Annotated in this window: 27 protein-coding genes; 5 read left to right on the top strand and 22 right to left on the bottom strand. The window is 55.0% G+C overall.

Annotated elements, in window-relative coordinates; genetic code table 11:
* The first annotated feature begins 18 nt into the window (after positions 1-18).
* The gene (locus tag PYL13_RS05805; RefSeq protein WP_275640726.1) at positions 19-435 is read left to right on the top strand and encodes a SufE family protein; all 417 of its coding nucleotides are present in this window, start codon (positions 19-21) and stop codon (positions 433-435) included.
* A 137-nt stretch (positions 436-572) separates the two neighbouring features.
* Here PYL13_RS05805 and PYL13_RS05800 read toward each other — a convergent pair whose 3' ends face one another.
* From PYL13_RS05800 to PYL13_RS05760, 9 genes are all read right to left on the bottom strand, one after another.
* Positions 573-911 (bottom strand): helix-turn-helix domain-containing protein, encoded by a 339-nt coding sequence (locus tag PYL13_RS05800; RefSeq protein WP_405049395.1) that lies wholly within the window; start codon positions 909-911, stop codon positions 573-575.
* Positions 912-1,345: 434 nt separating this feature from the next.
* A complete protein-coding gene (locus PYL13_RS05795) occupies positions 1,346-1,774 on the bottom strand; it encodes a MucR family transcriptional regulator (RefSeq protein WP_192487303.1) in 429 nt (142 codons plus the stop codon).
* Positions 1,775-2,183: 409 nt separating this feature from the next.
* Positions 2,184-2,519 (bottom strand): monovalent cation/H(+) antiporter subunit G, encoded by a 336-nt coding sequence (gene mnhG, locus PYL13_RS05790; RefSeq protein ID WP_192487302.1) that lies wholly within the window; start codon positions 2,517-2,519, stop codon positions 2,184-2,186.
* Positions 2,519-2,878: a cation:proton antiporter gene (locus PYL13_RS05785; RefSeq protein ID WP_275640725.1), complete on the bottom strand. Its 360-nt coding sequence runs from the start codon at positions 2,876-2,878 to the stop codon at positions 2,519-2,521. The genes mnhG and PYL13_RS05785 overlap by 1 nt, the downstream gene beginning before the upstream one ends.
* Complete coding sequence (locus tag PYL13_RS05780) at positions 2,875-3,348, bottom strand: Na+/H+ antiporter subunit E (RefSeq protein WP_250983063.1); 474 nt, start codon at positions 3,346-3,348, stop codon at positions 2,875-2,877. The genes PYL13_RS05785 and PYL13_RS05780 overlap by 4 nt, the downstream gene beginning before the upstream one ends.
* A complete protein-coding gene (locus PYL13_RS05775) occupies positions 3,345-4,919 on the bottom strand; it encodes a Na+/H+ antiporter subunit D (RefSeq protein ID WP_275640724.1) in 1,575 nt (524 codons plus the stop codon). Before PYL13_RS05775 ends, PYL13_RS05780 begins: the two co-directional genes overlap by 4 nt.
* Positions 4,920-4,941: 22 nt before the next feature.
* Positions 4,942-5,319 (bottom strand): Na+/H+ antiporter subunit C, encoded by a 378-nt coding sequence (locus PYL13_RS05770; RefSeq protein ID WP_275640723.1) that lies wholly within the window; start codon positions 5,317-5,319, stop codon positions 4,942-4,944.
* Positions 5,319-5,738 (bottom strand): Na+/H+ antiporter subunit B, encoded by a 420-nt coding sequence (locus tag PYL13_RS05765; RefSeq protein WP_275640722.1) that lies wholly within the window; start codon positions 5,736-5,738, stop codon positions 5,319-5,321. The genes PYL13_RS05770 and PYL13_RS05765 overlap by 1 nt, the downstream gene beginning before the upstream one ends.
* The gene (locus PYL13_RS05760; protein ID WP_275640721.1) at positions 5,735-8,104 is read right to left on the bottom strand and encodes a putative monovalent cation/H+ antiporter subunit A; all 2,370 of its coding nucleotides are present in this window, start codon (positions 8,102-8,104) and stop codon (positions 5,735-5,737) included. Before PYL13_RS05760 ends, PYL13_RS05765 begins: the two co-directional genes overlap by 4 nt.
* 202 nt (positions 8,105-8,306) lie before the next feature.
* Here PYL13_RS05760 and msrB point away from each other — a divergent pair, with 202 nt between their 5' ends.
* Entirely contained in the window at positions 8,307-8,714 is a 408-nt protein-coding gene (gene msrB, locus PYL13_RS05755) for a peptide-methionine (R)-S-oxide reductase MsrB (protein ID WP_192487295.1), read from the top strand.
* A 111-nt stretch (positions 8,715-8,825) separates the two neighbouring features.
* On the opposite strand, the gene PYL13_RS05750 is transcribed toward msrB, so the two are convergent.
* The 5 genes from PYL13_RS05750 to PYL13_RS05730 all read right to left on the bottom strand — a co-directional run bounded on the left by PYL13_RS05750 (position 8,826) and on the right by PYL13_RS05730 (position 11,611).
* Positions 8,826-9,401 carry a histidine phosphatase family protein gene (locus PYL13_RS05750; protein WP_275640720.1) on the bottom strand — a complete coding sequence of 192 codons (576 nt, stop codon included), beginning with the start codon at positions 9,399-9,401 and terminating at the stop codon, positions 8,826-8,828.
* The gene (locus PYL13_RS05745; protein WP_275640719.1) at positions 9,398-9,910 is read right to left on the bottom strand and encodes a GNAT family N-acetyltransferase; all 513 of its coding nucleotides are present in this window, start codon (positions 9,908-9,910) and stop codon (positions 9,398-9,400) included. The genes PYL13_RS05750 and PYL13_RS05745 overlap by 4 nt, the downstream gene beginning before the upstream one ends.
* A 45-nt stretch (positions 9,911-9,955) precedes the next feature.
* Positions 9,956-10,627, bottom strand: coding sequence for a PAQR family membrane homeostasis protein TrhA (gene trhA / locus PYL13_RS05740; RefSeq protein ID WP_250983070.1), 672 nt, complete (start codon positions 10,625-10,627; stop codon positions 9,956-9,958).
* Between the two features lie 148 nt (positions 10,628-10,775).
* A complete protein-coding gene (locus PYL13_RS05735) occupies positions 10,776-11,111 on the bottom strand; it encodes a TraR/DksA family transcriptional regulator (RefSeq protein WP_275640718.1) in 336 nt (111 codons plus the stop codon).
* Positions 11,112-11,200: 89 nt separating this feature from the next.
* Positions 11,201-11,611: a universal stress protein gene (locus tag PYL13_RS05730; RefSeq protein ID WP_250983072.1), complete on the bottom strand. Its 411-nt coding sequence runs from the start codon at positions 11,609-11,611 to the stop codon at positions 11,201-11,203.
* 341 nt (positions 11,612-11,952) lie between these two features.
* On the opposite strand from PYL13_RS05730, the gene PYL13_RS05725 reads away from it, so the two are divergent.
* Positions 11,953-12,813, top strand: a complete 861-nt coding sequence (locus PYL13_RS05725) for a VOC family protein (RefSeq protein ID WP_275640717.1) — start codon at positions 11,953-11,955, stop codon at positions 12,811-12,813.
* Positions 12,814-12,892: 79 nt separating this feature from the next.
* Positions 12,893-14,053: an AI-2E family transporter gene (locus PYL13_RS05720; RefSeq protein WP_275640716.1), complete on the top strand. Its 1,161-nt coding sequence runs from the start codon at positions 12,893-12,895 to the stop codon at positions 14,051-14,053.
* A gap of 2 nt (positions 14,054-14,055) precedes the next feature.
* Here the strand turns inward: PYL13_RS05720 and PYL13_RS05715 are convergent, their stop codons facing one another.
* From PYL13_RS05715 to PYL13_RS05705, 3 genes are all read right to left on the bottom strand, one after another.
* Positions 14,056-14,793: a polysaccharide deacetylase family protein gene (locus PYL13_RS05715; RefSeq protein ID WP_275640715.1), complete on the bottom strand. Its 738-nt coding sequence runs from the start codon at positions 14,791-14,793 to the stop codon at positions 14,056-14,058.
* An 86-nt stretch (positions 14,794-14,879) separates the two neighbouring features.
* Positions 14,880-15,269: a DUF930 domain-containing protein gene (locus tag PYL13_RS05710; protein ID WP_192487286.1), complete on the bottom strand. Its 390-nt coding sequence runs from the start codon at positions 15,267-15,269 to the stop codon at positions 14,880-14,882.
* Positions 15,270-15,377: 108 nt separating this feature from the next.
* Positions 15,378-15,530, bottom strand: coding sequence for a hypothetical protein (locus PYL13_RS05705; RefSeq protein ID WP_192487285.1), 153 nt, complete (start codon positions 15,528-15,530; stop codon positions 15,378-15,380).
* On the opposite strand from PYL13_RS05705, the gene PYL13_RS05700 reads away from it, so the two are divergent.
* The gene (locus tag PYL13_RS05700) at positions 15,517-17,610 is read left to right on the top strand and encodes a S9 family peptidase (RefSeq protein ID WP_275640714.1); all 2,094 of its coding nucleotides are present in this window, start codon (positions 15,517-15,519) and stop codon (positions 17,608-17,610) included. The two genes, PYL13_RS05705 and PYL13_RS05700, sit on opposite strands and share 14 nt — an antisense overlap.
* A gap of 54 nt (positions 17,611-17,664) precedes the next feature.
* Here the strand turns inward: PYL13_RS05700 and PYL13_RS05695 are convergent, their stop codons facing one another.
* The 5 genes from PYL13_RS05695 to clpB form a co-directional block, all read right to left on the bottom strand.
* On the bottom strand, positions 17,665-18,495 hold the full coding sequence (locus PYL13_RS05695; protein WP_275640713.1) for a metal ABC transporter permease: 831 nt from the start codon (positions 18,493-18,495) through the stop codon (positions 17,665-17,667).
* Positions 18,492-19,349 (bottom strand): metal ABC transporter permease, encoded by an 858-nt coding sequence (locus tag PYL13_RS05690; protein ID WP_441296656.1) that lies wholly within the window; start codon positions 19,347-19,349, stop codon positions 18,492-18,494. The genes PYL13_RS05695 and PYL13_RS05690 overlap by 4 nt, the downstream gene beginning before the upstream one ends.
* A complete protein-coding gene (locus PYL13_RS05685; RefSeq protein ID WP_275640711.1) occupies positions 19,333-20,241 on the bottom strand; it encodes a manganese/iron ABC transporter ATP-binding protein in 909 nt (302 codons plus the stop codon). Before PYL13_RS05685 ends, PYL13_RS05690 begins: the two co-directional genes overlap by 17 nt.
* Positions 20,242-20,316: 75 nt before the next feature.
* Positions 20,317-21,228, bottom strand: a complete 912-nt coding sequence (locus PYL13_RS05680) for a metal ABC transporter substrate-binding protein (RefSeq protein WP_441296626.1) — start codon at positions 21,226-21,228, stop codon at positions 20,317-20,319.
* Between the two features lie 326 nt (positions 21,229-21,554).
* Positions 21,555-24,182 carry an ATP-dependent chaperone ClpB gene (gene clpB / locus PYL13_RS05675; RefSeq protein WP_275640710.1) on the bottom strand — a complete coding sequence of 876 codons (2,628 nt, stop codon included), beginning with the start codon at positions 24,180-24,182 and terminating at the stop codon, positions 21,555-21,557.
* Positions 24,183-24,319 lie beyond the last annotated feature (137 nt).

The following is a 24,319-nucleotide window of genomic DNA, read 5'->3' as shown; positions in this document are numbered from 1 at the left end:
AGTTAAATGGATAGTGTGATGACCTCTCTCGACAAAATGATGGACGACTTTGCCTTTCTCGATGATTGGGAGGATCGCTATCGTTACGTGATCGAGTTGGGCAAGGAACTGCCTGACCTGGCCGACGAGCACAAGAACGCCCATAACAAGGTTCAGGGCTGTGCCAGCCAAGTTTGGCTCGTAACACATGCAGATGCCGACAAAGACCCTGTGATGACGTTTGAGGGCGATTCTGACGCTCATATCGTGCGCGGGCTGGTTGCTATCGTGCTTGCCGTCTATTCGGGCAAACATGCCTCCGAAATCACGCAGCTGGATGCCATCCAAGTCTTCGACAAAATCGGTCTGGTTGAGCACCTGTCTTCCCAGCGCGCCAATGGCCTGCGCTCGATGATCAATCGCATCAGGGAAGAGGCACGGCTGCGCCTGCAATAATAATCCAGTTGGCGGTCAAGTCCTTCGGACTGGTTTCATCCTGGACATGGTTCTACCGTTCTACCCACAAAGGCGCGATTGTGGTCGCGCCTTTTTTGTGTCGTCTATCTTCGTTCACCGCGACATGGCGAACCGTTTCAGATGTCGGCCTTGCTGAAGACTGAGGCCGTAATACGCTCAAGGACAGAAACGAACTCGTCGAAACCGGGGTCGTCGCGCCTGTCCTCTACAACATTGCAGGCATAACCGACTGTTGTCCTGTCCTTGCCAAAGGATATGCCGATGTCACTGAGAGATATGCCAAGCACAACATGGCATACATACATCGCAATCTGCCTGATGTGGCAGGCCGCTCGGCGCCGGTCACTGCGCACCAAGGTACGCTCCCCCGCAAGTACCACCAATTCGCTGGTCAACTGCCTGACGATACGGCAGACGCGGCGGGTGGGAAATGGCAATCCGCCGCACATCACCATCGGTGCGGCCGGGTTCTTCTGGCCTTGTTGTGGCTGGATATCTTTCCTTTGTGTATCCCCTGGCATGAACGAACTCCCTTCATGAATAGGAATTAATTCATGTCATGCGCTGCATGCAAGGGGAAATTATCATATCACTTTTGTACATCCCCCCAGCGACCTTGCGGAGTGACCACAAACAGACCTTCAGTGAACCATTATTTAATCATTATAAAACAGCATCTTCACATAATTTCAGTCTGTCGAAAAAGAGATATTGCCGCGAGGACTGCGTATCGAACAATGAAATAAATGTGATTTTTTTCCTCTTTATACACAAAAAATCCGCGCAAAAGAAAACCGGCCTCTAAGGGCCGGTTTTCAAAACTGCTTATTATTGCCAGTTTAAAGTCGCGACCTCGAACGTGGCCGAAGCACTGCAAACTTGAAAGCGATTAGCGCGAAGCCTTGCGACGCTGGCCAAGACCCATTTCCTTGGCGAGGCGCGAACGTGCTTCGGCATAGGCTGGGGCAACCATCGGATAATCAACCGGCAGTTCCCACTTTTCGCGGTAGTCTTCCGGCGTCATGTTGTGATGGGTTGTCAGGTGGCGCTTCAGTGACTTGAAGGAACCGCCGCATTCGAGGCAGATGATCTGATCGTCCTGAACCGACTTTCTGACCGAGATGGCAGGTTTCTGTTTCTCGGCAGCAATTACAGAAGGGGCTGGGGCTGTTGTACCACTCAAGGCGGAATGCACATCAGAAATGAGGCTTGGCAGTTCTGCAACCGGAACAACATGATTGCTGACATAGGCAGCAACAATGTCAGCGGTTAGTTCAACCAGCAGATCATGTGCACTACCGTATGCGGTTTCAGTCATATAAGTATCTCCTATCAATTCGTTCCGGTACGGCAACGTTTGATCCTGCCCTTCCATGTTTGTGAACATGTTACGAAACCACCCCCAAATGGCTTCCAGCAGACAAAGCAAACATCGTCTGTTACTGGCCATTCAACGGCGCCGCACAAAGCATATGCTCATTTAGGAGAGCACTGATCACGTAGTCTCAATGATCACAAAGCATGTTGCGCGGCAGGAAAACCAGCATCAGAAACTTAATGGGAAATCGAATAACACCGTTTCAAAAAAAGTCCAATTATAATTTCATACTAATTTAAGCTACTGATTTCTTATAATTTACGTATTCCTCAAGAAAATTCTATCTTGACGTTAGAGAACCTTATGATTTGGTAATATATAGCTGGAGATCTGGATAATATTCAGATTTTCAACTTTCGGTTATCTTCAATTCATCAATAACAGACACATCACAAAGCTTGTAACCTGCGATATGGGCAGCTCTGGCAAGCAAATGCGCAGATATCGGTGCCGTCAATATAAAGAAAAAGAAACCGGCTATGGTTCGCGCCAAAATTGAAATATCGACAGAATGAATTCCTACCGCCAATAGCAGCAAACCAGAGCCGATCGTACCCGCCTTTGAGGCGGCGTGCATGCGTGTATAGAGGTCCGGGAAGCGGTTGACGCCAATGGCTGCCACCAGCGCAAACAGCGCACCGGACAGCATCAGAAACGCGGTTATGAGCGCGATGATCAACTCCATTACTTCTTCCTTTTCGATGCTTTTTTTCGTTGTAGTTTTTCCTGCGGTCGTGCCGCTTTGGCGGTAACGCCGTTGTTGCTCGGCGCGCGTGACAACACGAAGCGGGCAAAAGCAACGGTTGCCAGGAACCCGACAAGACCGAGGGCTATCGCGATATCGATGTAGAGCGTGAAACCCGTCTTGATGGCGATGACCGCGATAAAGCCGATCACAATACCAACGAGCATATCAAGGGCAACAATCCTGTCCGGAAGTGTTGGCCCCTTTATGACGCGGTAGACGGTCAGCAGAAATGACAGCGAGAGAATGACGAGGGCAGCAACAGTTGCCCATGATACGATCAGGGATACGGCGCTCATCGAAAGGCCTCCATGATCTTGCGCTCAAAGCCATTGGCAATATCCCGCTTCGTTGCCTCGATATTCGAGCAATCCACGGCGTGCACGTAAAGGAAACGCCTGTCTTCCGACACATCCACCGACAGGGTGCCCGGTGTCAGCGTAATAAGGTTGGCGAGCAAGGTTATCTCAAAGTCACTGGTCACAGTCAGGGGAAAGGCAAAAATGCCGGGCTGCAGGTCAAGGCGTGGTTTCACCACCATCACGGCGACAGTCCATGCCGACAGCATCAGCTCCTTGAAGAACAGTCCGATCAACGACGCTATACGGCCAATACGGATCCAGTAACTGCGTCCGCCCACCTGATCACGGATCAACCAAAGCGCAAATGCTGACAGAAGAAAGCCGAAACCGATATTGAGAAGCGTCGCGCTGCCGGTAATGGCAACCCAGACGACAACAAAGAGAACATTGACGATAAGCAGGGTCATCTTACGCTCCCCTCTGGAAAGACAGATCGTATATAGGCCGATGGATCCACCAGCCCTTCTGCTGCCAGCTGGCTGAGGTTAAAGACGGTTTCCGGAAATACGCCGCCAATCGTCACAAGTAGTGCAAGGCCGGCGATAGCAGTAACCGCAATCGAAAAACCTGGCTGGATTGTGACAGCAGTCTGTGTGCCAACCTGCTTCACCTGTGGGCGCCAGAAGGCCAGAAGATAGACACGGCCTAAGGTCAGCGTGATGATGAAACCGGCCACCAGCAGCGAAGCTGCCAGCCACCACGCGCCGATATCAATTGCAGACTTGACCAGCATGGCCTTTGGCCAGAAGCCGATGAAGGGCGGCAGCCCTGCCCCGGCAAAGAACAGTGCCAGCGCCATGCCGGAGAACAGAGGAGCGGTTTTGTAGAGGCCGCCTAGTTCAGAGAGCAACCAGCCACCGCCAATGCGGGCGGCAACACCTGCCACCAGATAGAGCGCCGTCATCAGCAGCACGGACTGGACAGCATAAAATATTGCGCCGCTGATACCGGCTGTGGTGCCGATGGCGACACCTGCCATGATGTAACCAATACCGGACACCACAACGTAGCCCAGCATGCGCCTGATATCATTTTGTGCCAGAGCGCCAAGTGCACCGAGGATCATGGTGAGGGCTGCGACGATGGCGATCACAAAGCTCAGTTCTTCGCGCTCTACCGGAAACAGCATGACCATGACCCGCAGCAAAGAGTAGACGCCGACCTTCGTCAGCAAACCGCCGAACAATGCCGCAACCACGATCTTGGGCGTGTGGTAGGATGCAGGCAGCCAGAAATTGACCGGGAACGCTGCCGCCTTCATCGCAAAGGCCAAGGTAAACAGGCAGGCCAGCGTCATCATCGGAGCAGTACCCCGTAGATCACCGGCCTTCAGCACAATGTCAGCCATATTGAGCGTGCCGAAGATGGCGTAAAGGTAACCGACAGTGATCAGGAACAGGGTTGTGCCTATGAGGTTGAGAACCGCATATTTGAGCGCACCGTCGATCTGCTCTCTTTCCGACCCCAGCACCAGCAGGCCAAAGGACGAAATCAGCAGCACTTCAAACCAAACATAGAGGTTGAAGATATCACCGGTGAGGAATGCGCCGCTTACACCGGCCATCAGCAACATCAAAAATGGATAGAAACCGTACCGCTTACGGTTTTCATCCATATCCGACAGGGAATAAAGGCCGCAGGCAAACGCCGACAGCGCCGCGACAAAGGCCAACAGTGCACCCGTCAAATCAGCGGTAAATGCAATGCCAAATGGCGGCAGCCAACGCCCCATGACCATGGTGAACGGCCCTTGTGTTGCGACCTTCCACAACAGGGCTGCATCCAGAACCACGAGCACCGCAAGACCGGTCAGTGCAATACGCGCATGCAGCCATGTGGAGTGGCGCACCATCATCAAAATGGCGCCAAAGGCAATGCAGACGGCGACCGGCAGAATGATCAGCCACTCGGAGGCAGCCACAGGCTGCATGACCATGGCGGCGGCGTAATCTGGCACTGTAGAAGAAGGAGCGGCCATTTTTTCTTTCTATGCTGAAACGTCAGTAGCCAAGCGGCGGCAAGGGTTCATGCGCCGGTTCGGCTTTACGCATTTCGTCCGTGTCATCGGTTTTCAGCTCCTGAAAGGCACGCCAGGTCAGCACCAGCAGGAAGCAGAAAAACGAAAATGAGATCACGATGGCTGTCAGGATCAGTGCCTGTGGCAAAGGATTGGCCGTGTCTGCAGGCAACGTGTCCATGCCTGCACCAATGATTGGCGGGATTTCGCGGGTGAGACGGCCGGAGGTAAATAGCAGCAGGTTGACGGCATTGCCCAGCACCGCAATGCCCAGCAGGATGCGGATGCTGTAGCGCGATAACATGAGATAGATGGCGACGGAAAAGAAAATGCCGACCACAACAGAAAGAACAGCTTCCATCAGTCAACGTCCCTTTCTTCCAGCGCCAGCGCAATGGAGGTTATGGCCCCGACAACGACAAGATAAACACCGATATCGAAGGACATGACGGTGGCAAGCGGCACTTCGACGCCGAACAGGCTGGGATAGACCCACAGGCCTGTCATGAAAGGCACGCCGGCAATGACAGATACCAAACCGGATACGGTTGCCAGCAGCAGACCCGCGCCTGCAATGGCCAGCGGATGGAAACGGATAGCGCGACGAACGGCGTTGACCCCAAAGGCAATGCCATAGATGGCCAGCGCGGAAACGGCGATCAGTCCACCGATAAAACCGCCACCCGGCTCATTATGGCCGCGCAGCAGCACGAAGATAGAAAAGAGCACCATCAGACTGGTAATTATCGGCGCAATGGTCCGCAGGATGATCGTATTCATGCACGTTTCTCCTGCCCGCCCTGGTCATCATCCAGCGGGTGAATACGCACACCTGCCCGCAGCCGGATCAGCGCCAGAATGGCAAGGCCGGTGATCATCACGACAGAGATTTCGCCCAGCGTATCCGTGCCACGGAAATCGACAATAATGACGTTCACCACGTTGGCGCCGTGGGCAATCACCTTGGACCACTGATTGAAGAAGTCCGTCAGATTGTTGTTGAATGGCACTTGCGTGGATTTGAGCAGCATCAACGCAAAACCGGCACCGCATGCAATAGCAATGGTGCTGTCAAGTATGATCTGCCCCCAGGAACGGTGATCGACCGCAGACAGGCGCAACCGGGTCATGACAAGGGTTAGAATGACCACCGACAGGGTTTCTACCATGAACTGGGTGAAGGACAGGTCTGGTGCGCCGAACAGCAGAAACAAAACGGCAACCGAGAAGCCCTGTATACCAAGAGCAACAATGGCATTGAGGCGGGTCTTCGACATCAGGATCGCCACGAGGCCGATCAATGCAATGACGATGAAGGTAAATTCATGCAGCAGAATGTCCTGCGGCCAGACCGGCATGTCAGGCAGTTCATCGTAAACGAACAAGGGTACCAGAAGTGCAAAGGCCAGTACCGCAAAGGTCGCCGTGACATAAAACTCCATGCGGCCCGGCTGAATGAAGCGGGTAACATGAAATGCAATCTTGACCATCAGGGCCACGAAACAGTCAAAGCCCTTGTCGGGTCCGCCGCCAATTGCCTGCAGCGTCGACGCAATAAGGATGCGCAGCTTCGCAATGCTTTTATAGGCGATAATTCCAAGCACGACTGTCAGTAGCGATAGCGCCAGCGGAACACCGATATGCGGCAGCAGGGATATCTCCACCGCCCTCATCTCTCCGGCAACGGCACTTGCCATTGGCGTCGACAGGAACTGGTGGGCAACACCGGAAAACAGTGCCAGCAGCAATCCGCATGCGGCCAGGACGGTCGGGCCAAGCCACAACAATACCGGCCCTTCATGCGCATGTTTCGGTGTTTTGACCGGCCCACCAAGGAACGGTTTCAGCGCCACGGCAAAGGCAATGGCAAACATCAGTGCATTGCCGATGATCGCGACACCGAGAAACAACACGGCGCGCGGGTCATTATGCGCCAGCGCATAGTAGATTTCTTCCTTGGCCAAAAATCCAAACATCGGCGGCAGGCCGCCCATGGAAATCGCAGAGACCAGCGCCGCGGTAAAGGTTATCGGCATGGCCTTGCGCAGTCCGCCAAGCTTCGTCACATCACGGGTGCCTGCCTCATGATCGATAACTCCGGCGACCATGAAAAGTGCGCCTTTGAACAGCGAATGCGCGATGAGATAGAGCACGGCCGCCTCGATGGCATGTGGCGACCCAAAGCCGGTCAGCATGACCAGAAGACCAAGAGAAGACACCGTTGTATAGGCCAGCATCAGTTTGAGGTCGGTCTGCCGTACCGCGAGAAACGCGCCGACAAGCATGGTAATGCCGCCAAAGAGCGGCAGCAGGATTTCCCAGGCGGGCGTATCGCCCAATACCGGATTAAGGCGCATCAGCAGGTAGACGCCAGCTTTGACCATGGTCGCTGAGTGCAGGTAGGCCGAAACAGGTGTTGGTGCTTCCATGGCGTTGGGCAGCCAGAAATGGAATGGGAACTGCGCGGATTTGGTAAAAGCACCGCCAAGAACCAGCACCAGCGTGACCAGATAGAGCGGGCTGGCACGCAAGATATCGCCGCCCTGCATCAATTGGGAAAGTTGGGTGACGCCACTGATGTTCCAGATAAGGATCAGGCCTGCAAGCAGAGCCAAGCCACCACCACCGGTGACCAGCAGCGCCTGTAGCGCGGCGCGGCGTGATGCCGCGCGCTCATGGTCAAAACCGATGAGCAGGAATGATGTGATCGAGGTCAGTTCCCAATAGACGAACAGCATCAGGAAACTGTCGGAGACCACAACGCCGAGCATCGCCCCCATGAACAGCAGCAGAAAGGACAGGAAGCGCCCCTGCTGCGGATGGCCCTTGAGGTAGCCGCCAGCATAGAGAACGATGAGAGCTCCAATACCGGTAATCAACAACGCGAAGGTCAGCGAAAGGCCATCAAGAAACCACGAGAAACTAAGATTGAAGCTCGGCACCCAGATATAACCGCCAGTGACGGCTTCCCCTGCTGCGACAAGCGGCAGAAAAGAGGCGAACTGGGCAAAAGCAACGGCCGGAATGAGGACAAGTATCCAGGCGGCGTTGTGACTGAATCTGCGAACCAGAAACGGTGCAACCAGCGCGCCTGCAAATGGCAGAAACAGCACAATGAATGTCATCAACGTGACATTTTCAGACATCTCACCCCCTGTGGAACTGTCAAGAATCCCCCTCGACAACACCCTCTTTTCAATAGGGTAACATGGGTCGTGCCTCAACCATTTTCAGCGAGAATCGGGCCATACACAAAGTTCTCCACCAAATGCGGGGAACTGGCACTTGCGGGCTTTTTTCTTGACGTAACGCACCTTATCTAAAGGGACAACAGAAAGGATCAGCGCCATGAACGACATCAAGACATCTAAACTCGTCAAAACCGATGCGGAGTGGAGAGAACAACTGACCCCGGAACAGTACCATATCCTGCGGGAACACGGTACTGAGCGCGCGTTTACCGGCCCCTATTGGGACAGCAATGAAAAGGGTCTTTACCGTTGTGCTGCCTGCGATGAGCCACTGTTTTATTCAGACACCAAATTCGATGCGGGATGCGGTTGGCCAAGTTACTTCGAGCCGGTCAAGGCTGATGCGGTGACCGAGCACAGTGACACAAAATACGGCATGGTCCGCACTGAGATCCGTTGCGCCAATTGTGGTGGCCATCTCGGCCACGTGTTCCCTGACGGACCCAAACCGACGGGATTGCGTTACTGCATTAACGGCCATTCCATGGTGTTTGAGCCGCAATAACAAACCGCGTATTCATGAAATTGAAAAAGGGCAGGATCACATCGACCTGCCCTTTGTCTTATGGGATGTCCCGTTGCGTGGAAGGGCTGCGGCTTTCACCCCGACAATCGCTTAATCCGGTGTAATGGATTGCCATCTGCCAAGAACGCGCTGCTCCTCACGTGACCATGTCCAGTAATGCCCCTGGAAGGGCTGATCATGGGCGCGGTCAATTTTTACGCCTTGCAGGGCGCAGAGCAGCAGCGTGCCAACGCCGCCATGGGCGACAATTGCCACATCACCCGCTCCGTCTGCCTCTGCTCCAATCAACTGAAAAGCCTGTAGAACACGGGCCTGCGCATCAACTGCTCTTTCCCAACCGCGCACGCTTTCGTTAGGTTCGGAGAAAAACCGGTCCGCCATGACCTCGAATTCAGAGGGCGGCAAAAAGCCGGTCGCGTTGCGATCATTTTCATGTAGCGCATGCTGCACCTGAACCGGAAGACCATGGAACCCGGCCAGAATGCCCGCCGCTTCAATGGCCTTTGTTTCATCACTTGCCCAGACGTTCCTAACCTCGGCCATGGCTGCAGAGGCAGCAAACACCCGCATACGGGCAATGCCCTTATCGGACAGGCACCAGCGAGGCACCGGTTTTGCCGGATCGACCACGATTTCAGGGTGGGTGATAAAATGGATGTTGCTCACGTCGGATCCGCTTCGCCGAGGCGTAGTTCCATGCAGGTCAGGTCGAGCCAGCGACCAAACTTGATGCCGACCTGCTCAAACCGGCCGACATGGCGAAAGCCCATTTTTTCATGCAGACGAATGGACGCGGCATTTTCCGCCTCGATTGCTCCGATCAACACATGCACACCATTGTTTCTGGCGCGCCGGATCAACTCCTGCATCAGCGTTTTGCCGGCACCGGTGCCGCGCGCTTCTTTGTGCACGTAAACCGAATGCTCCATGCTACGGCGAAAACCATCAAACGCCCGCCAGTCGCCGTAAGAAGCATAACCGACACATTTGCCGTCCAGTTCAGCTGCAAGAACAGGATATCTCTTGTCCTTGCGTGCCTTGAACCAGTTCAGGCGGTTTTCCAGATCAACCACCGTGTCATTCCAGATCGCCGTGGTGTTGAGAACGGCGTCGTTATAAATATCCATGATCGCAGACAGATCTGCTTCCGTCGCGTCACGCACAATAAGTGTCATCGGGTATGTCCATCACATGTAAAGCCGGAATATGGCTGTTATGTCTCACAGGCCGGTGACAGGCGAAAGGCTGAAACAGGTGATAACCGCAGAATAATGCACGGCAGCAGCAGCCACCACGAAGCCATGCCAGATGGCGTTCTGAAATCGCAGTTTTTCCCAAACGTGAAAGATCACGCCCAGCGAATAGATCATGCCGCCCGCCACGATCAGCCAGATGGTTACTGTCGAGAGATATTGTGAAAGCGGCGCGGCGATCAGAACACCGCTCCAGCCCATGCCAAGATAAAGCAGGATAGCCAAACGGTCATATCGACCGGGAAACAGGCATTTCAGAGCAATGCCACCGATGGCTGCCAGCCAGATGAAAGCCAACATAAACACGATTAGCGGTTCGTCTGCACCGCGTTGTAGGAATGGGGTGTAAGTGGCGGCAATCAGCAAAAAGATCGCAGAATGATCGAGCCGCCGCAGATACCATTTGGTGCGCGAATGTGGCCAGATATTATAGGTAAAGGAAATGGACAGGCACAAAACCAGCCCCAGCCCATAGACCCAGGCGGCGGCCATGCCGCTGAATGTGCTCCATACTGTAGCGTAGAAGATCAGCGCGGTTGCGCCGATCAAGGCCAGCACGATGCCGACGCCATGCACGATGCCGTCGGCGACGATTTCGTGAAAATCATATTTGCGGCCTAAACGCCAAAGTTCACTCATGGCCCGTTCCTGCTGTCAGGCGTGTAGAATGCCGACAACACGCGCCAACAGCAAGTGGTGTCTCGAAACTGACGATCACGTTGCGTTCGATTATGTTGCAGCCTGTCATGAAGATGTGGCCAGCGAAGCGCCAGGCCACATCCTCGTCTCACACCTGTTCAGCTTGCTGTTCTGCCGCACATTCCTGGCAAAACGGCGTGTAGGGCACGGCTGCGAGGCGCTCAGCGGAAATGGTCTTGCCACATCTGACGCAGGTGCCGAATGTGCCATCGGAAATGCGCACCAGAGCAGCATCAATTGCCTTCAACTCATCCTGTCCGACTTGGCCAAGCTCATCCAGAACTTCGTCATTGCTGCGTTCAACGGCACGGTCCTCATTGTCAGGGTTTACCGGCTGCTCAAAGTCATCCTCGATCTTGCGCAGCCGCTTGTTCAGTTCACGTTGCCTGTCGCGCAGGATTTTTTCATAGCCAGACGTATCCATAACCCATGTCCTCTAATGGTCGATTTCAGCGCGGCGGCCACCCATCGAGAGACCGCCGTGCCAATTCAAGATGTCGTGCAGCCTTGCTTTTAACGGTCGATCAGCACCGAGCATTTTGCATGGCGTACAACGCGGTCCGCTGTCGCACCGATGAAATAGTTGGTGAAATCAGGCGTATGCGAAGCGACGATGATGAGATCGGCATGATGTTCCTCCGCGCAGGCAAGAATTTCGCGTGCCGGAGGGCCACTGCGGATTTCAACTGTTGCCTGAATGCCTGTCCGCTCTTTCAGTTCCACAAGTTTTGCCTTGCCATCCTTGATCGCATTTTCAATCAGGTCGACTGGAAGGTCTATGGCGATATAGCCCGGTAGCTGCTCGACCACATTCAGCAAAACGATCTCGCCACCAGCATCCAGCAAACCCGATGCCTTGCGGATGATCTTTTCACCCTTTTCAATGGCACTCATGTCAACAGGTACAACGATCTTCTTGTACATATGCTTCTCCTTCCACGTTAAGGCTGCGGCTATTTGAGCGCGATGACAGCCCCAGTTCCCAAACCCCGACGCAGCGCAAAGCCAGTCGCCGCGAGAATTATAAAACGGTTCCACACCGATACATGCAGTTTCCCAAATTTGCGGTGCTCTGCCTTGATTAAGGTCAAGCGCAGACAACTTCATTGTCAACAAATAGTGCACGCTCAATCACCAAACGCCCCTCTTTCCTGAACGTTCCCGAGAGACCATATTCACGTCAAATAAAGCGTCGCCGGAACGGCGCCGCAGCGCACGGCCGCCTGCTGATCAAGCACGCCAGCGCAGATGGAGTTCGTGACATCATGACTGAAACATCGCAATTCGCACTGACACGGCCGGCCTATGTTGGGCAGGCACATCTTGTCGTGAACGACCTGGCGGGCGTTTCTGACTACTACCAGAAGGTCATTGGCCTGTCGGTTATTGAAAAACAGCCAAGCGGAGAGATACTTGGCGTCAACGGCCAACCCTTGCTGACCCTGTCCACATCCAGCAATGCCGAACGTGCACCACGCAACGCGGCAGGCCTGTTCCATACCGCCTTCCTGCTGCCAAGCCGCAAGGAGCTGGCGCATTGGCTGACCCATGTTGCGCACAACAATATTCAGCTTGATGGCGCATCCGACCATCTGGTCAGCGAGGCGATCTATCTGTCTGACCCGGAAGGAAACGGCATCGAGGTTTACCGGGATCGCTCGCCTCTGGAATGGACCTACCAGCAGGACGGCACGGTGGAGATGAACACGCTGCGCCTCAACCTGCAGGAGCTATACAACTCTGCCCCCAAGGCACCCTGGCAAGGTGCGCCTGATGGTACCGCCATCGGCCACATTCATTTGCAGGTCGGCAACATTCCGCAGGCAGACGAGTTTTATCAGGACGTGCTCGGCCTGAAGATCATGGCGCGCTATCCCGGCGCCAGCTTTTTTGCCACGGGCTCCTACCACCACCATGTTGCCGCCAATATCTGGAACAGCCGTGGTGCCCAGGCACGACGCGACAACATGACGGGTCTTGCCGGTTATTCGCTGCGCTTCAACGAAAAGGGTGCGTTGGACAGCGCGGTTGCCTCACTGGACCGGTTGGGCATTTCGACTGAGCGTCAAAGCGACGGCATCGTTCTGAAAGACCCATGGGGTATTGGTCTAAGGCTCGCAGCCTAACATCTCTGCTGGTCACCCTCGCCCTTCGGGAACCGTAACTGTTGTTGAACGTTACTGTCTCGGACGGGGATATGAAATCATGAACGGCACCATAAAAATCGATGAAAAAGTTCCGGTGACACCGATCGTAGAGGCGCCGCAGCACAGACACGTATCAAGAAAAAATTCACCGGATGACGATGCGCGCAGCCAGCAGCCATTGGGTCGCGAAGCGCTGGAAGTTGCGGCCAAGTGGTCGATCGTCGGTCTGTTCACCATTGCCTTTCTTGCCTGCGTACACCTGCTGTCCGTAGTGCTGATCCCCATCGTCATGGCAATCGTTGTCGGGATGATCCTTGGGATGGCAGCGGAAAAGCTGGCTGGTTACGGTATTCCGGGCTTTGGCGTGGCGCTCATTCTGTCAGGCCTTGTGGCACTGGTGTTCATTTTCGTCATCAATTCGCTGATCGATCCACTTTCCATGCTCGCTTCTCAGGGGCCGCAACTTCTGGATCAGACCGCAGAACGTTTCCTGCCCTATCTTGAGCGTGTGAGATGGCTCAATATTTCTGCGGCGACCTTCAGCTTCGGCACAATGTCGATGGAATCGCTGCTGGACCGCAGCACCGGTATCCTGTCCGTCGTCACGTCCAGCCTGACACCCGCAATTGTGCAAGGCTTGATCTTCTTTGCCGGACTTTTGATGTTCCTTTACAGCCGCTTGCGGTTGCGCAAGGCCATCATCATGGCCTTTCCAGCCCGCCATCAACGGCTACGGACCATACGTACCATCGGATCGGTGGAACATGTGCTTGGCACCTATTTCGCCACGGCCAGTCTGATTTATGCCGGGCTTGGTGTTACCATGGTTCTTATCGCTTATCTCGGCGGTCTGGCCATGCCATTGCTATGGGGGCTGTTTGCCTTCCTCTCCAGCTTCATACCGTTTATCGGCATTGCCGTGATGACCATATCCCTGACGATTGCTGGCATGTTGACCCATGATACGTTGCTGCTTGGCCTGCTGCCCGCCTTCGTGTTCTTTACCATTCACCTGTTGATGGAAAATCTGGTGTTTCCGGCCGTGATCGGCCGCAACCTCGAGATCAATCCGTTTATCGTGTTTGTCGCGATTATCTTCTGGACGTGGATGTGGGGTGCCGCAGGTGCCATGCTGGCGCTGCCTTTGTCGTTGATTGGCATGACAATCGCGCAGGAGCTTTTCCCGTCGCGCAAAGTGGTGCCGAACCTTCCCGACTAGCTTTAGTTGGTTTCGGGATCAAATCCCGGATCATCCAGACGGACGAAGGTGACACCGCGTTTTTTCAAGGCGAGCAACCCCTTGGCGACGCCCTCGCCTGCCTGATGGGTCGGCTGGTTGATATGGGCAATCACCACATCACCATCCTTAGCGGCAGCAATGCGTTTTTGCGCAACGCCGGCACCAAGTAGCGAACCACCGTCGCCGTTGATGGAGTAACCGGCGATACGTTCGCCGATACCATTGATCTCAATCATGGAGGAATGGGTGTATTTAGCCGTCGCCCCACGGAACCAGCTGGGCTCCTTGCCAGTGGCCGCAATGATGGCCTCACGCCCACCATTGACCTCCCGCATGACACTTTCCATGCTGCCGGCAGCGGCAATACCATAGACAGAGACCTGACGGTCTATGGCCGGGATATGGTCTTGTCCGTGGTTCTCAATCTCAAACAGATCAGGATTGGCCATCATGATGGCAAGCGCATCTCGATTGTGCCTGATCCAGCGTGCGGTCACGAACACGGTCGCGGGAATGCGCTCTTTGACCAGCGTATCGAGAATTCGAAAGTCGGTCTTGCCCATGCAGGCATCCAGCGTGATGGCAACCCGCGTTACGCCACTTGCCTGCGGGCGCATTTTAAGCGTCGGCTCAACCAACCCTGATGACGCAAAGGCGGGCACTGAAAACAGCGCAACAAAACAAACGCTGGCGAGGCTGGAAAGAAGATAACGGCGCATGGCAGACACAGCTCAACGGGAGAATATCAAAAGCGGATGCGCCGGATAAACGCCTGAATTATGGCCGGGTCAACAGCAAAGCTGCTTCAGTTGTAAAGGTAATACTGGCCCCATTGCGATTCCGGGACTTTTTCGCCCACACGGTAATCAAAGGATTGGATGGCAAGGTTCTGTTCGCTGGTCCGGCACTTATATTTCAGCTTGTACCATTCGCCACTGCTGCGAAACACGGCGCCTGCCGCCTTGATGGAGTTTTCCGTGACCTGCGGCTCACCGAACGTGTAGGCGATGACCTTGTCCGGCCTCATGCCCTTCTGTTCGGCGGCGATGCGCTCCATCGCCTCGATATCACAACGCTGCTCAAGACGTTCTTCCGGTGCGAGCGCGTTCAACTGTCTTTTGACGGAACTATCCAGTGCAAGGGATGGAACAGCTGACACGACAACGAGAACAACTGCCGGGAGAAGGTGACGCATATTATCCTGACCTGGTGATTTCGATTCCCTGGAAAATAAAAACAGCAACCGCTCTTTTCCACGTACCTAAGGCTGTATCGTCGAATTGTGCCCGAAACAGGGTAAATCTCAAGGGGCCAGCAGAGATGCCTGTGGATATTCAACCTTGATCCTTCCCCCGCCCCTCTCTACATCTTCTTCCACTGGTGCCACGGCCTGAAAACGGCCACTGGCGCTGCCATTCATTTCCGATGAAAGCGAGTTTGTTTTGTCGATATTCAAGAACCTCCCCGCCGCTCCTGTCGCAGAAAAAAAGCCGGTAACGGATACGCGTCACGGCATCAGCCGCACCGATGACTATGCGTGGTTTCGGGCAGACAACTGGCAGGCAATGTTCAAGGACCCGACCCTGCTCGATCCGGCAATCCGTAGCCATCTGGAAGCGGAAAACACTTATATGGAAGCTGCCCTCAGCGACACCAAACCACTGCAGGAAAAGCTGTTTGAAGAGATGAAGGGCCGCATCAAGCAGGACGATTCGTCCGTGCCTATGAAAGATGGTCCTTACGCCTACGGCACGTTGTTTGTAACCGGTGGTGAGCAGCCACACTATTTCCGCACCCCACGCGACGGTGGTGAAAAGCAGGTCCTGCTTGATGGCGATAAGGAAGCTGAAGGCAAGGACTATTTCCGCCTCGCTGGCATCGACAACTCGTCCGACCACACTCATGGCATTTGGGGCTATGACGACAAGGGCTCTGAATATTTCACACTGCGGGTTCGTAATCTCGCGACCAGTGAAGACCTTGATGACGTGATCGAAAACACTGGTGGCGGCAGCGCATGGGCGCCTGACGGTAAAAGCTTTTTCTACACCTTGCAGGACGAAAACCATCGGCCGTCCAAGGTCTTTCACCACATCATCGGCCAGCCGCAATCGACAGACCGCCTCGTCTATGAGGAAAAGGACCCTGGCTTCTTTATGGGCGTTGGCGGCTCATTGCTTGAAGACTGGATCTTCATCGACATTCATGACCATGAGACCAGCGAATACCGCCTGCTGTCCACCGCCGACCTGACTGCCGAGCCTGTCATCGTGGCGAAGCGTGAGGAAGGCGTGGAATATTCCATGACCGAGGGCGGTGATGTTTTTTACATCCTGACCAATGACGGTGATGCCAAGGACTTCAAGATCATGGAAGCGCCGGTGACGGCACCTGGCAAGGAAAACTGGAAGGAAGTGGTGCCGCACGAGTCTGGCCGCCTTATCCTGTCGCACCTTGCGCATGCCCGCCACCTGCTGTGGCTGGAGCGCCGGGATGGCCTGCCGCGCATCGTCATTCGTGACCGCGCGACCGGTGAAGAACACGCCATTGCATTTGCCGAGGAAGCCTACTCTCTCGGCCTGCAGGGTGCCGCCGAATATGACACCGACACCATCCGCTTTTCCTATTCGTCGATGACCACCCCAAGCCAGTTGTTCGATTACAACATGGTGACGCGTGAACGCGTATTGTTGAAGACCCAGGAAGTGCCATCCGGCCACACTATCGATGACTACGTGACGCGCCGCGTCATGGCGACATCGCATGATGGAGCATTGGTGCCGGTATCACTGCTCTACCACAAGGACACCAAGCTGGACGGTTCGGCCCCTTGCCTTCTCTATGGCTACGGCGCTTACGGCATCAGCATTCCCGCCTCGTTCAGCACCAACAATCTGTCACTGGCAGATCGTGGTTTTGTCTATGCCATCGCCCATATTCGTGGCGGCAAGGACAAGGGTTTCGAGTGGTATGAAACCGGCAAGATGGAGCATAAGCAAAACACCTTCAAGGACTTCATCGCCGCGGCCGACCATCTGGTTATGGAGGGTTTCACCTCCTACGACAAGATCATCGCCGAAGGCGGATCGGCCGGTGGCATGCTGATGGGTGCTGTGGCCAATATGGCACCAGAGAAATTCGCTGGCATTATTGCTGCCGTTCCGTTCGTGGACGTGCTGACGACGATGCTGGACGACACGCTGCCGCTGACACCGCCGGAATGGCCGGAATGGGGCAACCCGATCGATTCAGAAGAGGAATATAGCTGGATTGCGGCTTACAGCCCTTACGACAATGTCGGTGCAAAGGCTTACCCGCCACTGCTGGCGATTTCCGGACTTACCGATCCGCGCGTAACCTATTGGGAACCAACGAAGTGGGTGGCAAAACTGCGCGAGTACAGCACAGGCGACGCGCCAATTCTGTTGAAGACCAACATGGCAGCCGGCCATGGCGGCAAATCCGGACGCTTCCAGCGACTGGAGGAAATCGCCTTTGAATATTCGTTTGCCATCAAGGTTGCGGGCAAGATGTAAAGTTTGAATTGAACGGCCCCGCCTGTTTTCCGCAACAGACGGGGCCGTTTTGTATCAGCCGTTATTGGCCTCGGTATTCGCCGTGACGATACTCGCCCTCACGAAGGCGGCAATAAACATCGCCGACAGCAGAAGCACGATGGTCGGTGCCGGGGCGCTGTCGATAAAAAACGACAGGTAGACACCGAGTAAAGACGCAGTAAGCGCAATGACCACTGCAAGCATCAGCATGGTGGAAAACTTGCGTGTGAGCAGAAATGCAATCGCGCCTGGCGCAATCAGCATGGCAATGGCGAGAATGATGCCGACGGCTTTCAGTGCGCCGACGATGGTCAGCGAAATCAGGCACAACAGACCGTAATGCAACAGGTTTACCCTGAGGCCCACCGCCTTCGCCTGAGCAGGGTCAAAGGCATGCAACAGGAAGTCTTTCCACTTCAGACTGATAATGCCAGTGGTTATGACCGCAATAATCGCCGTCTCGGTAATGTCCTGCCAGCTCACGCCCAGCATGTCGCCAAACAGGATGTGATCGAGATGCACATCTGACTGGATTTTGACGTAGAGCACCAGCCCCAGCCCGAACATGCCGGAAAACACCACACCCATCACCGTATCCTGTTTGATACGGCTGTTATCCTTGAGATAACCGGTGGCAAGCGCACAGACCATGCCGGCCACGAATGCGCCAACCGCAAATGGCAGGCCAACGATGTAGGCGATGACGACGCCTGGGAACACCGCATGGCTGATGGCATCGCCCATCAGCGACCAGCCTTTCAGCACCATGAAACAGGACAGAACGGCGGTTGGCACGGCAACCAGAGCTGCTATGACCAGCGCGTTGACCATGAAGTCAAATTCAAAGGGCTCGAGGAAGTTCATAGCGCCACCTCCTGCGCCTGCGCTGCACGGCGGCGAGATGCCACCAGCCCATGTTTAGGGGCGAAAAAGAAGGCGATGAGGAAGATCAGCGTCTGCAACACGACGATGATGCCACCGGTCGCACCATCCAGGAAATAGCTGGCATAGGCACCGGTGAAACTGGTGATAGAACCAATGGCAACAGCAATGCCCAAAAGACGCGGAAAACGGTCTGTCAGCAGATAGGCCGTTGCGCCCGGTGTGACCACCATGCAGATGACAAGAAACGCGCCGACCGTCTGCATGGCTGCGACTGTCGATGCTGCCAGCAGCGTGAAGAACACGGCCTTCAGAAACGTTGGTCGCAGACCGATGGAGCGGGCATGGCTTTCGTCAAAAAACGTCACCATCAGGTCCTTCCACTTCAGCAGCAAAATGGCCAGCGACACGAAACCGATAATGGCAAGCTGCAATGTATCGGCAGGCGTGATGGCAAGAATATTGCCAAGAACAATGGTCTGGATATTCACAGCCGTCGGGTTGATCGACATCATGAACAGTCCAAGTCCGAAGAAGGACGAAAAGATCAGCCCGATGATTGCATCTTCCTTGAGCTTGGTGCGCTGGTTGAGAAACAGCATGGTCACCGCCGCCAAGCCGCCTGAGAAAAACGCCCCGATGGAAAATGGCAGGCCCAGCATATAGGCGCCGGCCACACCGGGCACGATGGAATGCGAAAGCGCATCGCCAATCAATGACCAGCCTTTCAGCATCAGGTAGCAGGATAGGAATGCACAGACACCGCCAACCAGAGCGGACACCCACATGGCGTTGAGCATGTAGTCATAGGTGAAGGGTTCAACGAGGGCGTTCATCATTGTCTGCCCCTTCCGATGTCACGCTTTGGCCCGAGACTGGACGTCCGTCGCGCAAAACCAGCGGCCGTTCATCATCGGTCATGACACCAACCGGCCATGGCTTTCCGCCATCCGAACCATTCAGAACAAAATGGCGCAACACGCCACCAAAGGTCTTTTCCAGATTGTCCTTGGTGAAGGTTTCTTCGGTCGGCCCATAGGCCAGCACCGTGCCCTTGATCAGAATGGTACGGTCACAGAATTCCGGCACGCTGCCGAGATTGTGGGTCGACACCAGCATGACCTTGCCTTCATCCCTGAGGGCGCGAAGAAGGTGAACGATCTGCTCCTCGGTTTTTACATCAACACCGGTAAAGGGTTCATCCAGCAGAATGACCTTGGCATCCTGCGCCAGCGCACGCGCCAGAAACACGCGCTTTTTCTGACCACCGGAAAGCTCACCAATCTGGCGGCCACGAAACTCGCTCATGTTGACGCGGGTGAGAGCTGCGGTCACTGCATCACGGTCGGCAGCCTTGGGGATGCGCATGAAACCCATATGGCCGTAGCGGCCCATCATGACCACATCTTCCACCAGCACCGGGAAGTTCCAGTCCACTTCCTCGCTTTGCGGCACATAGGCCACCAGATTTTGCCGAAGGGCTTCCGGCACAGTTTTGCCCAATATTGAAATCGTGCCCTGGGCAATACGCACAAAGCCCATCACGGCCTTGAACAGCGTCGACTTGCCCGCGCCATTTACCCCCACCAGCGCCGCGATCGTGCCTGTTGGTATCTGGAATGTTGCATTCTTTAAGGCCGTATGGCCGTTGCGATAGGTCACGGTGGCGTTGTTGACGGAAATACCGGAACCCTCCGTTCCCGTTTGCCAGCCGGTGTGCGCATTCATGAAAAGCATTCCTTTTCAGCGGTTACAAAAACAAACGGCCTGCAAAAACTGCAGGCCGTAAAAGTTCGGATCATGTCAGGAGGACGATGCAAGTCCCTTGGCAATGGTATCGGATGTGACCTTCAGCAGGTCGATATAGGTTGGCACCGGACCGTCAGCCTCAGTCAGGGAATCGACATAGAGAACGCCACCGTATTTTGCGCCGGTCTCGCGGGCCACCTGCTCTGCCGGTGCGGCGGAAATCGTGCTTTCCGAGAAGACGACGCCAATCTTGTTTTCACGAACGGCATCAATGACCTTACGCACCTGCTGTGGTGTGCCCTGCTGGTCGGCATTGATGGGCCACAGGTACAGTTCTTTCAGGTCGAAATCGCGTGCCAGATAAGAAAATGCGCCTTCGCTCGACACAAGCCAGCGCTTGTTTTCAGGTAGGGATGCCAGCTCCTGACGAATTGGTTCGATGGCGTCCTTGATCTGCTGTTTGTAGCTTTCCGCATTGGCCTTGTAGGTCTCGGCATTGGCCGGATCATATTTCACAAAGGCGTCGCGGATATTGTCGACATAGATCAGCGCCGCATTGGGCGACATCCAGGCATGCGGATTGGGTTTGCCTTCATAGGGACCTTCGGAAATGCCCATCGGCTCGATACCATCGGATACAACAGCGCTTGGCACATCTCTGAGTTTTACGAAAAACTTCTCAAACCACAATTCGAGGTTAAGGCCGTTCCACAACACGAGCTGCGTGCCCTGCGCCTTGCGAATATCGCCCGGCGTGGGCTGGTAGTTGTGAATTTCAGCGCCGGGCTTGGTGATGCTTTCCACGATGGCAGCGTCGCCGGCGACATTTCTGGCGATGTCAGCAATGACCGTGAAAGTCGTCACGGCTTTGAACTTTTCCTGCGCAAACGCCACGCCACCGGTAACACCCAACGCCACCACGGCAGCCATTCCGCCCAAAAGCCCGCGCCTGACAATATCAAACATAAGTCACTCCTTGCTCACACCAACACTACGCTATTAAGAACCATTTGCAACAAGGTGGCATGTTTATTTTTGAAATGCAATTGCGAATTACTTGCAACAGACTACGTCAACGTTATTTGAGGCAAGATTGTTCCCAGACCTCGGGCTGGGCATCTGAATTGCTGCGATTGCGCGCTTGTGGTCGCGTGAAAACCCGCATCCAAAGACAACTGAGCGGGAAAGATTGTCGCGCCAAGTCGACAAGATGGCGGTGCACGGGTTCGTCAGGCACTCAGAGCGAACGCACAAACAAAAAGGGCACCCGATCGGGTGCCCTGATTTAGTCCTTAAGCAGCGTCGGCAGCTGCTTCGGTTTCCGTACTGCCCTTGCCGGCTTTTGCCTTGAAGTGCAGCCGGTCGGTGCCGGATGTCACCTTGACGCGAGAGCCATCAGGCACTTCGCCACCAAGGATCATTTCAGCCAGCTTGTCCTGTACCGTCTTCTGAATAACGCGTTTCAGCGGACGTGCACCATAGGCCGGATCGTAACCCTTATTGGCAAGCCAGACACGGGCATCTTCATCCAGATCAAGCGTGATCTTGCGCTCCGACAACAGGGCCACCAGTCTCTTCAACTGGATATCGACAATCGCGCCCATTTCTTCACGCCGCAGGCGGTGGAACAGGATGATGTCATCGATACGGTTGAGGAACTCTGGACGGAAGTGGCTACGCACCCTTTCCATGACCAGTTCCCGCACCGATTCCACATCGTCATTGTCGCCCATCTGCGTCATGAATTCAGAACCGAGGTTCGAGGTCATGATGATGATGGTGTTCTTGAAATCGACGGTACGACCCTGACCATCGGTCAGGCGGCCATCATCAAGAACCTGCAACAGCACGTTGAACACATCTGGATGTGCTTTTTCAATCTCGTCGAACAGCACAACCTGATATGGGCGGCGACGCACGGCTTCCGTCAGTGCACCACCTTCCTCGTAACCGACATAACCGGGAGGCGCACCGATCAAGCGAGCCACGGAGTGCTTCTCCATGTATTCCGACATGTCCAAGCGAACCATCGCGGTTTCGTCGTCGAACAGGAAACGTGCCAGCGCCTTTGTCAGCTCGGTTTTACCAACGCCGGTCGGGCCGAGGAAGATGAACGAACCGATTGGACGGTTGGGGTCCTGCAAACCGGCACGCGAACGGCGCACCGCCTTGGAAACCGCCTGAACGGCTTCACCCTGACCGACCACTGATTTGGCCAGTTCGTCTTCCATACGCAGCAGCTTTTCACGCTGGCCTTCCAACATCCGGTCTACCGGAATGCCTGTCCAGCGCGAGATTACCTGGGCGATGTTGTCCGCCGTCACCACTTCCTGCACCATTGAACCAGCACCGCTTGCGTCGCGTTCTTCCGCCGCAGCCAGTGCTTTTTCAAGGCCCGGAATAATACCGTAGGTCAACTCACCTGCCCGCTGGAACTGGCCACTGCGCTGGGCAATTGCCAATTCGTTGCGTGCATCGTCGATCTGCTTTTTCAGGTCAGCCGCATGGCCGAGTTTCTGTTTCTCCGCCTGCCAGCGCGCCGTCAGCGCATCCGCCTTCTCTTCTGTGTCAACCAGTTCGTCTTCCAGCTTTTTCAACCGGTCGGCAGAGGACACATCGGTCTCCTGCTTCAAGGCTTCACGCTCAATCTTCAGCTGAATGATACGACGATCCAGTTCGTCCAGTTCTTCCGGCTTGGAATCCACCTGCATACGAAGACGCGATGCGGCTTCATCCATCAGGTCAATCGCCTTATCCGGCAGGAAGCGATCAGTAATATAACGGTTGGACAAAGTCGCAGACGCCACCAGTGCCGAATCCGAAATACGGACCTTGTGGTGCTGCTCGTATTTTTCCTTCAAGCCGCGCAGAATAGAAATCGTGTCTTCCACGGTCGGTTCATCAACCAAAACGGGCTGGAAACGACGGGCGAGAGCCGGATCTTTTTCAACGTGCTTGCGGTACTCATCCAGCGTGGTCGCGCCAACGCAGTGCAACTCACCACGCGCCAGAGCCGGCTTCAGCAGGTTGGACGCATCCATTGCGCCATCTGCCTTGCCTGCACCCACCAGCGTGTGCATTTCGTCGATGAACAGGATGATGCCGCCGTCTTCTGACTGGACCTCGTTCAGAACAGCCTTCAGGCGCTCTTCAAATTCACCGCGATATTTTGCACCGGCAATCAACGCGCCCATATCTAGCGCCATCAGCTTTTTGTCCTTGAGGCTTTCCGGCACATCACCATTGATGATGCGCAATGCCAGGCCTTCGGCAATCGCTGTTTTACCAACACCGGGTTCACCGATCAGAACCGGATTGTTTTTCGTGCGGCGCGACAGAACCTGCATGGTGCGGCGAATTTCATCGTCGCGGCCAATCACAGGATCGAGCCTGCCTTCGCGAGCTTCTGCAGTCAGGTCGCGTGCAAATTTCTTCAGCGCATCAAAGCCCTGTTCTGCATTGGCAGTATCTGCCGTGCGACCCTTGCGAAGGTCGTTGATAACCTGGTTCAGGCCTTGCGCAGTAACACCAGCCTTTTTCAGGGTCGCTGACGTCGACGCGCTGCCTTCAATGGCCAGAGCCAGCAAAAGGCGTTCGACCGTGACAAAGCTGTCGCCGGATTTCTTGGCGGCGTCTTCGGCCGTGGCAAATACCTTGGCAAGCGGTGCCGTCAGCGACAGTCCGCCGTTGCCACCGGAGACCTTAGGCAGCTTGGAAAGCGCAATATCATTCGCGAGCCGTGCTTCCTTGGCATTACCGCCAGCACGTTCAATCAGCGAAGACGCCATGCCCTGGTCGTCATCCAGCAATACTTTCAGGACGTGTTCCGGCGCAAACTGTTGATGGTCCTCAGCAAGCGCATGGGTTTGGGCAGATTGCAAAAAGCCGCGCACCCGCTCGGAGTATTTTTCGATATTCATATATGCCTCCTTGAACCGGTCTGCCCTCAAGCGGCACAGACCCGGATGTTAGGGTAAAGGCTCCCGACAACGGCAAGCCCCGATACGACGCCAACGGACATATCCGCACCATCGCCTCTTCGTTTCGCATGTCCTGG

Origin of the sequence: Agrobacterium sp. Azo12, assembly GCF_029193765.2 — a bacterium.
Classification (GTDB): domain Bacteria; phylum Pseudomonadota; class Alphaproteobacteria; order Rhizobiales; family Rhizobiaceae; genus Agrobacterium.
Note: the sequence above shows the minus strand (reverse complement) of the source record. Positions and strands in the feature narration are given on the sequence as shown.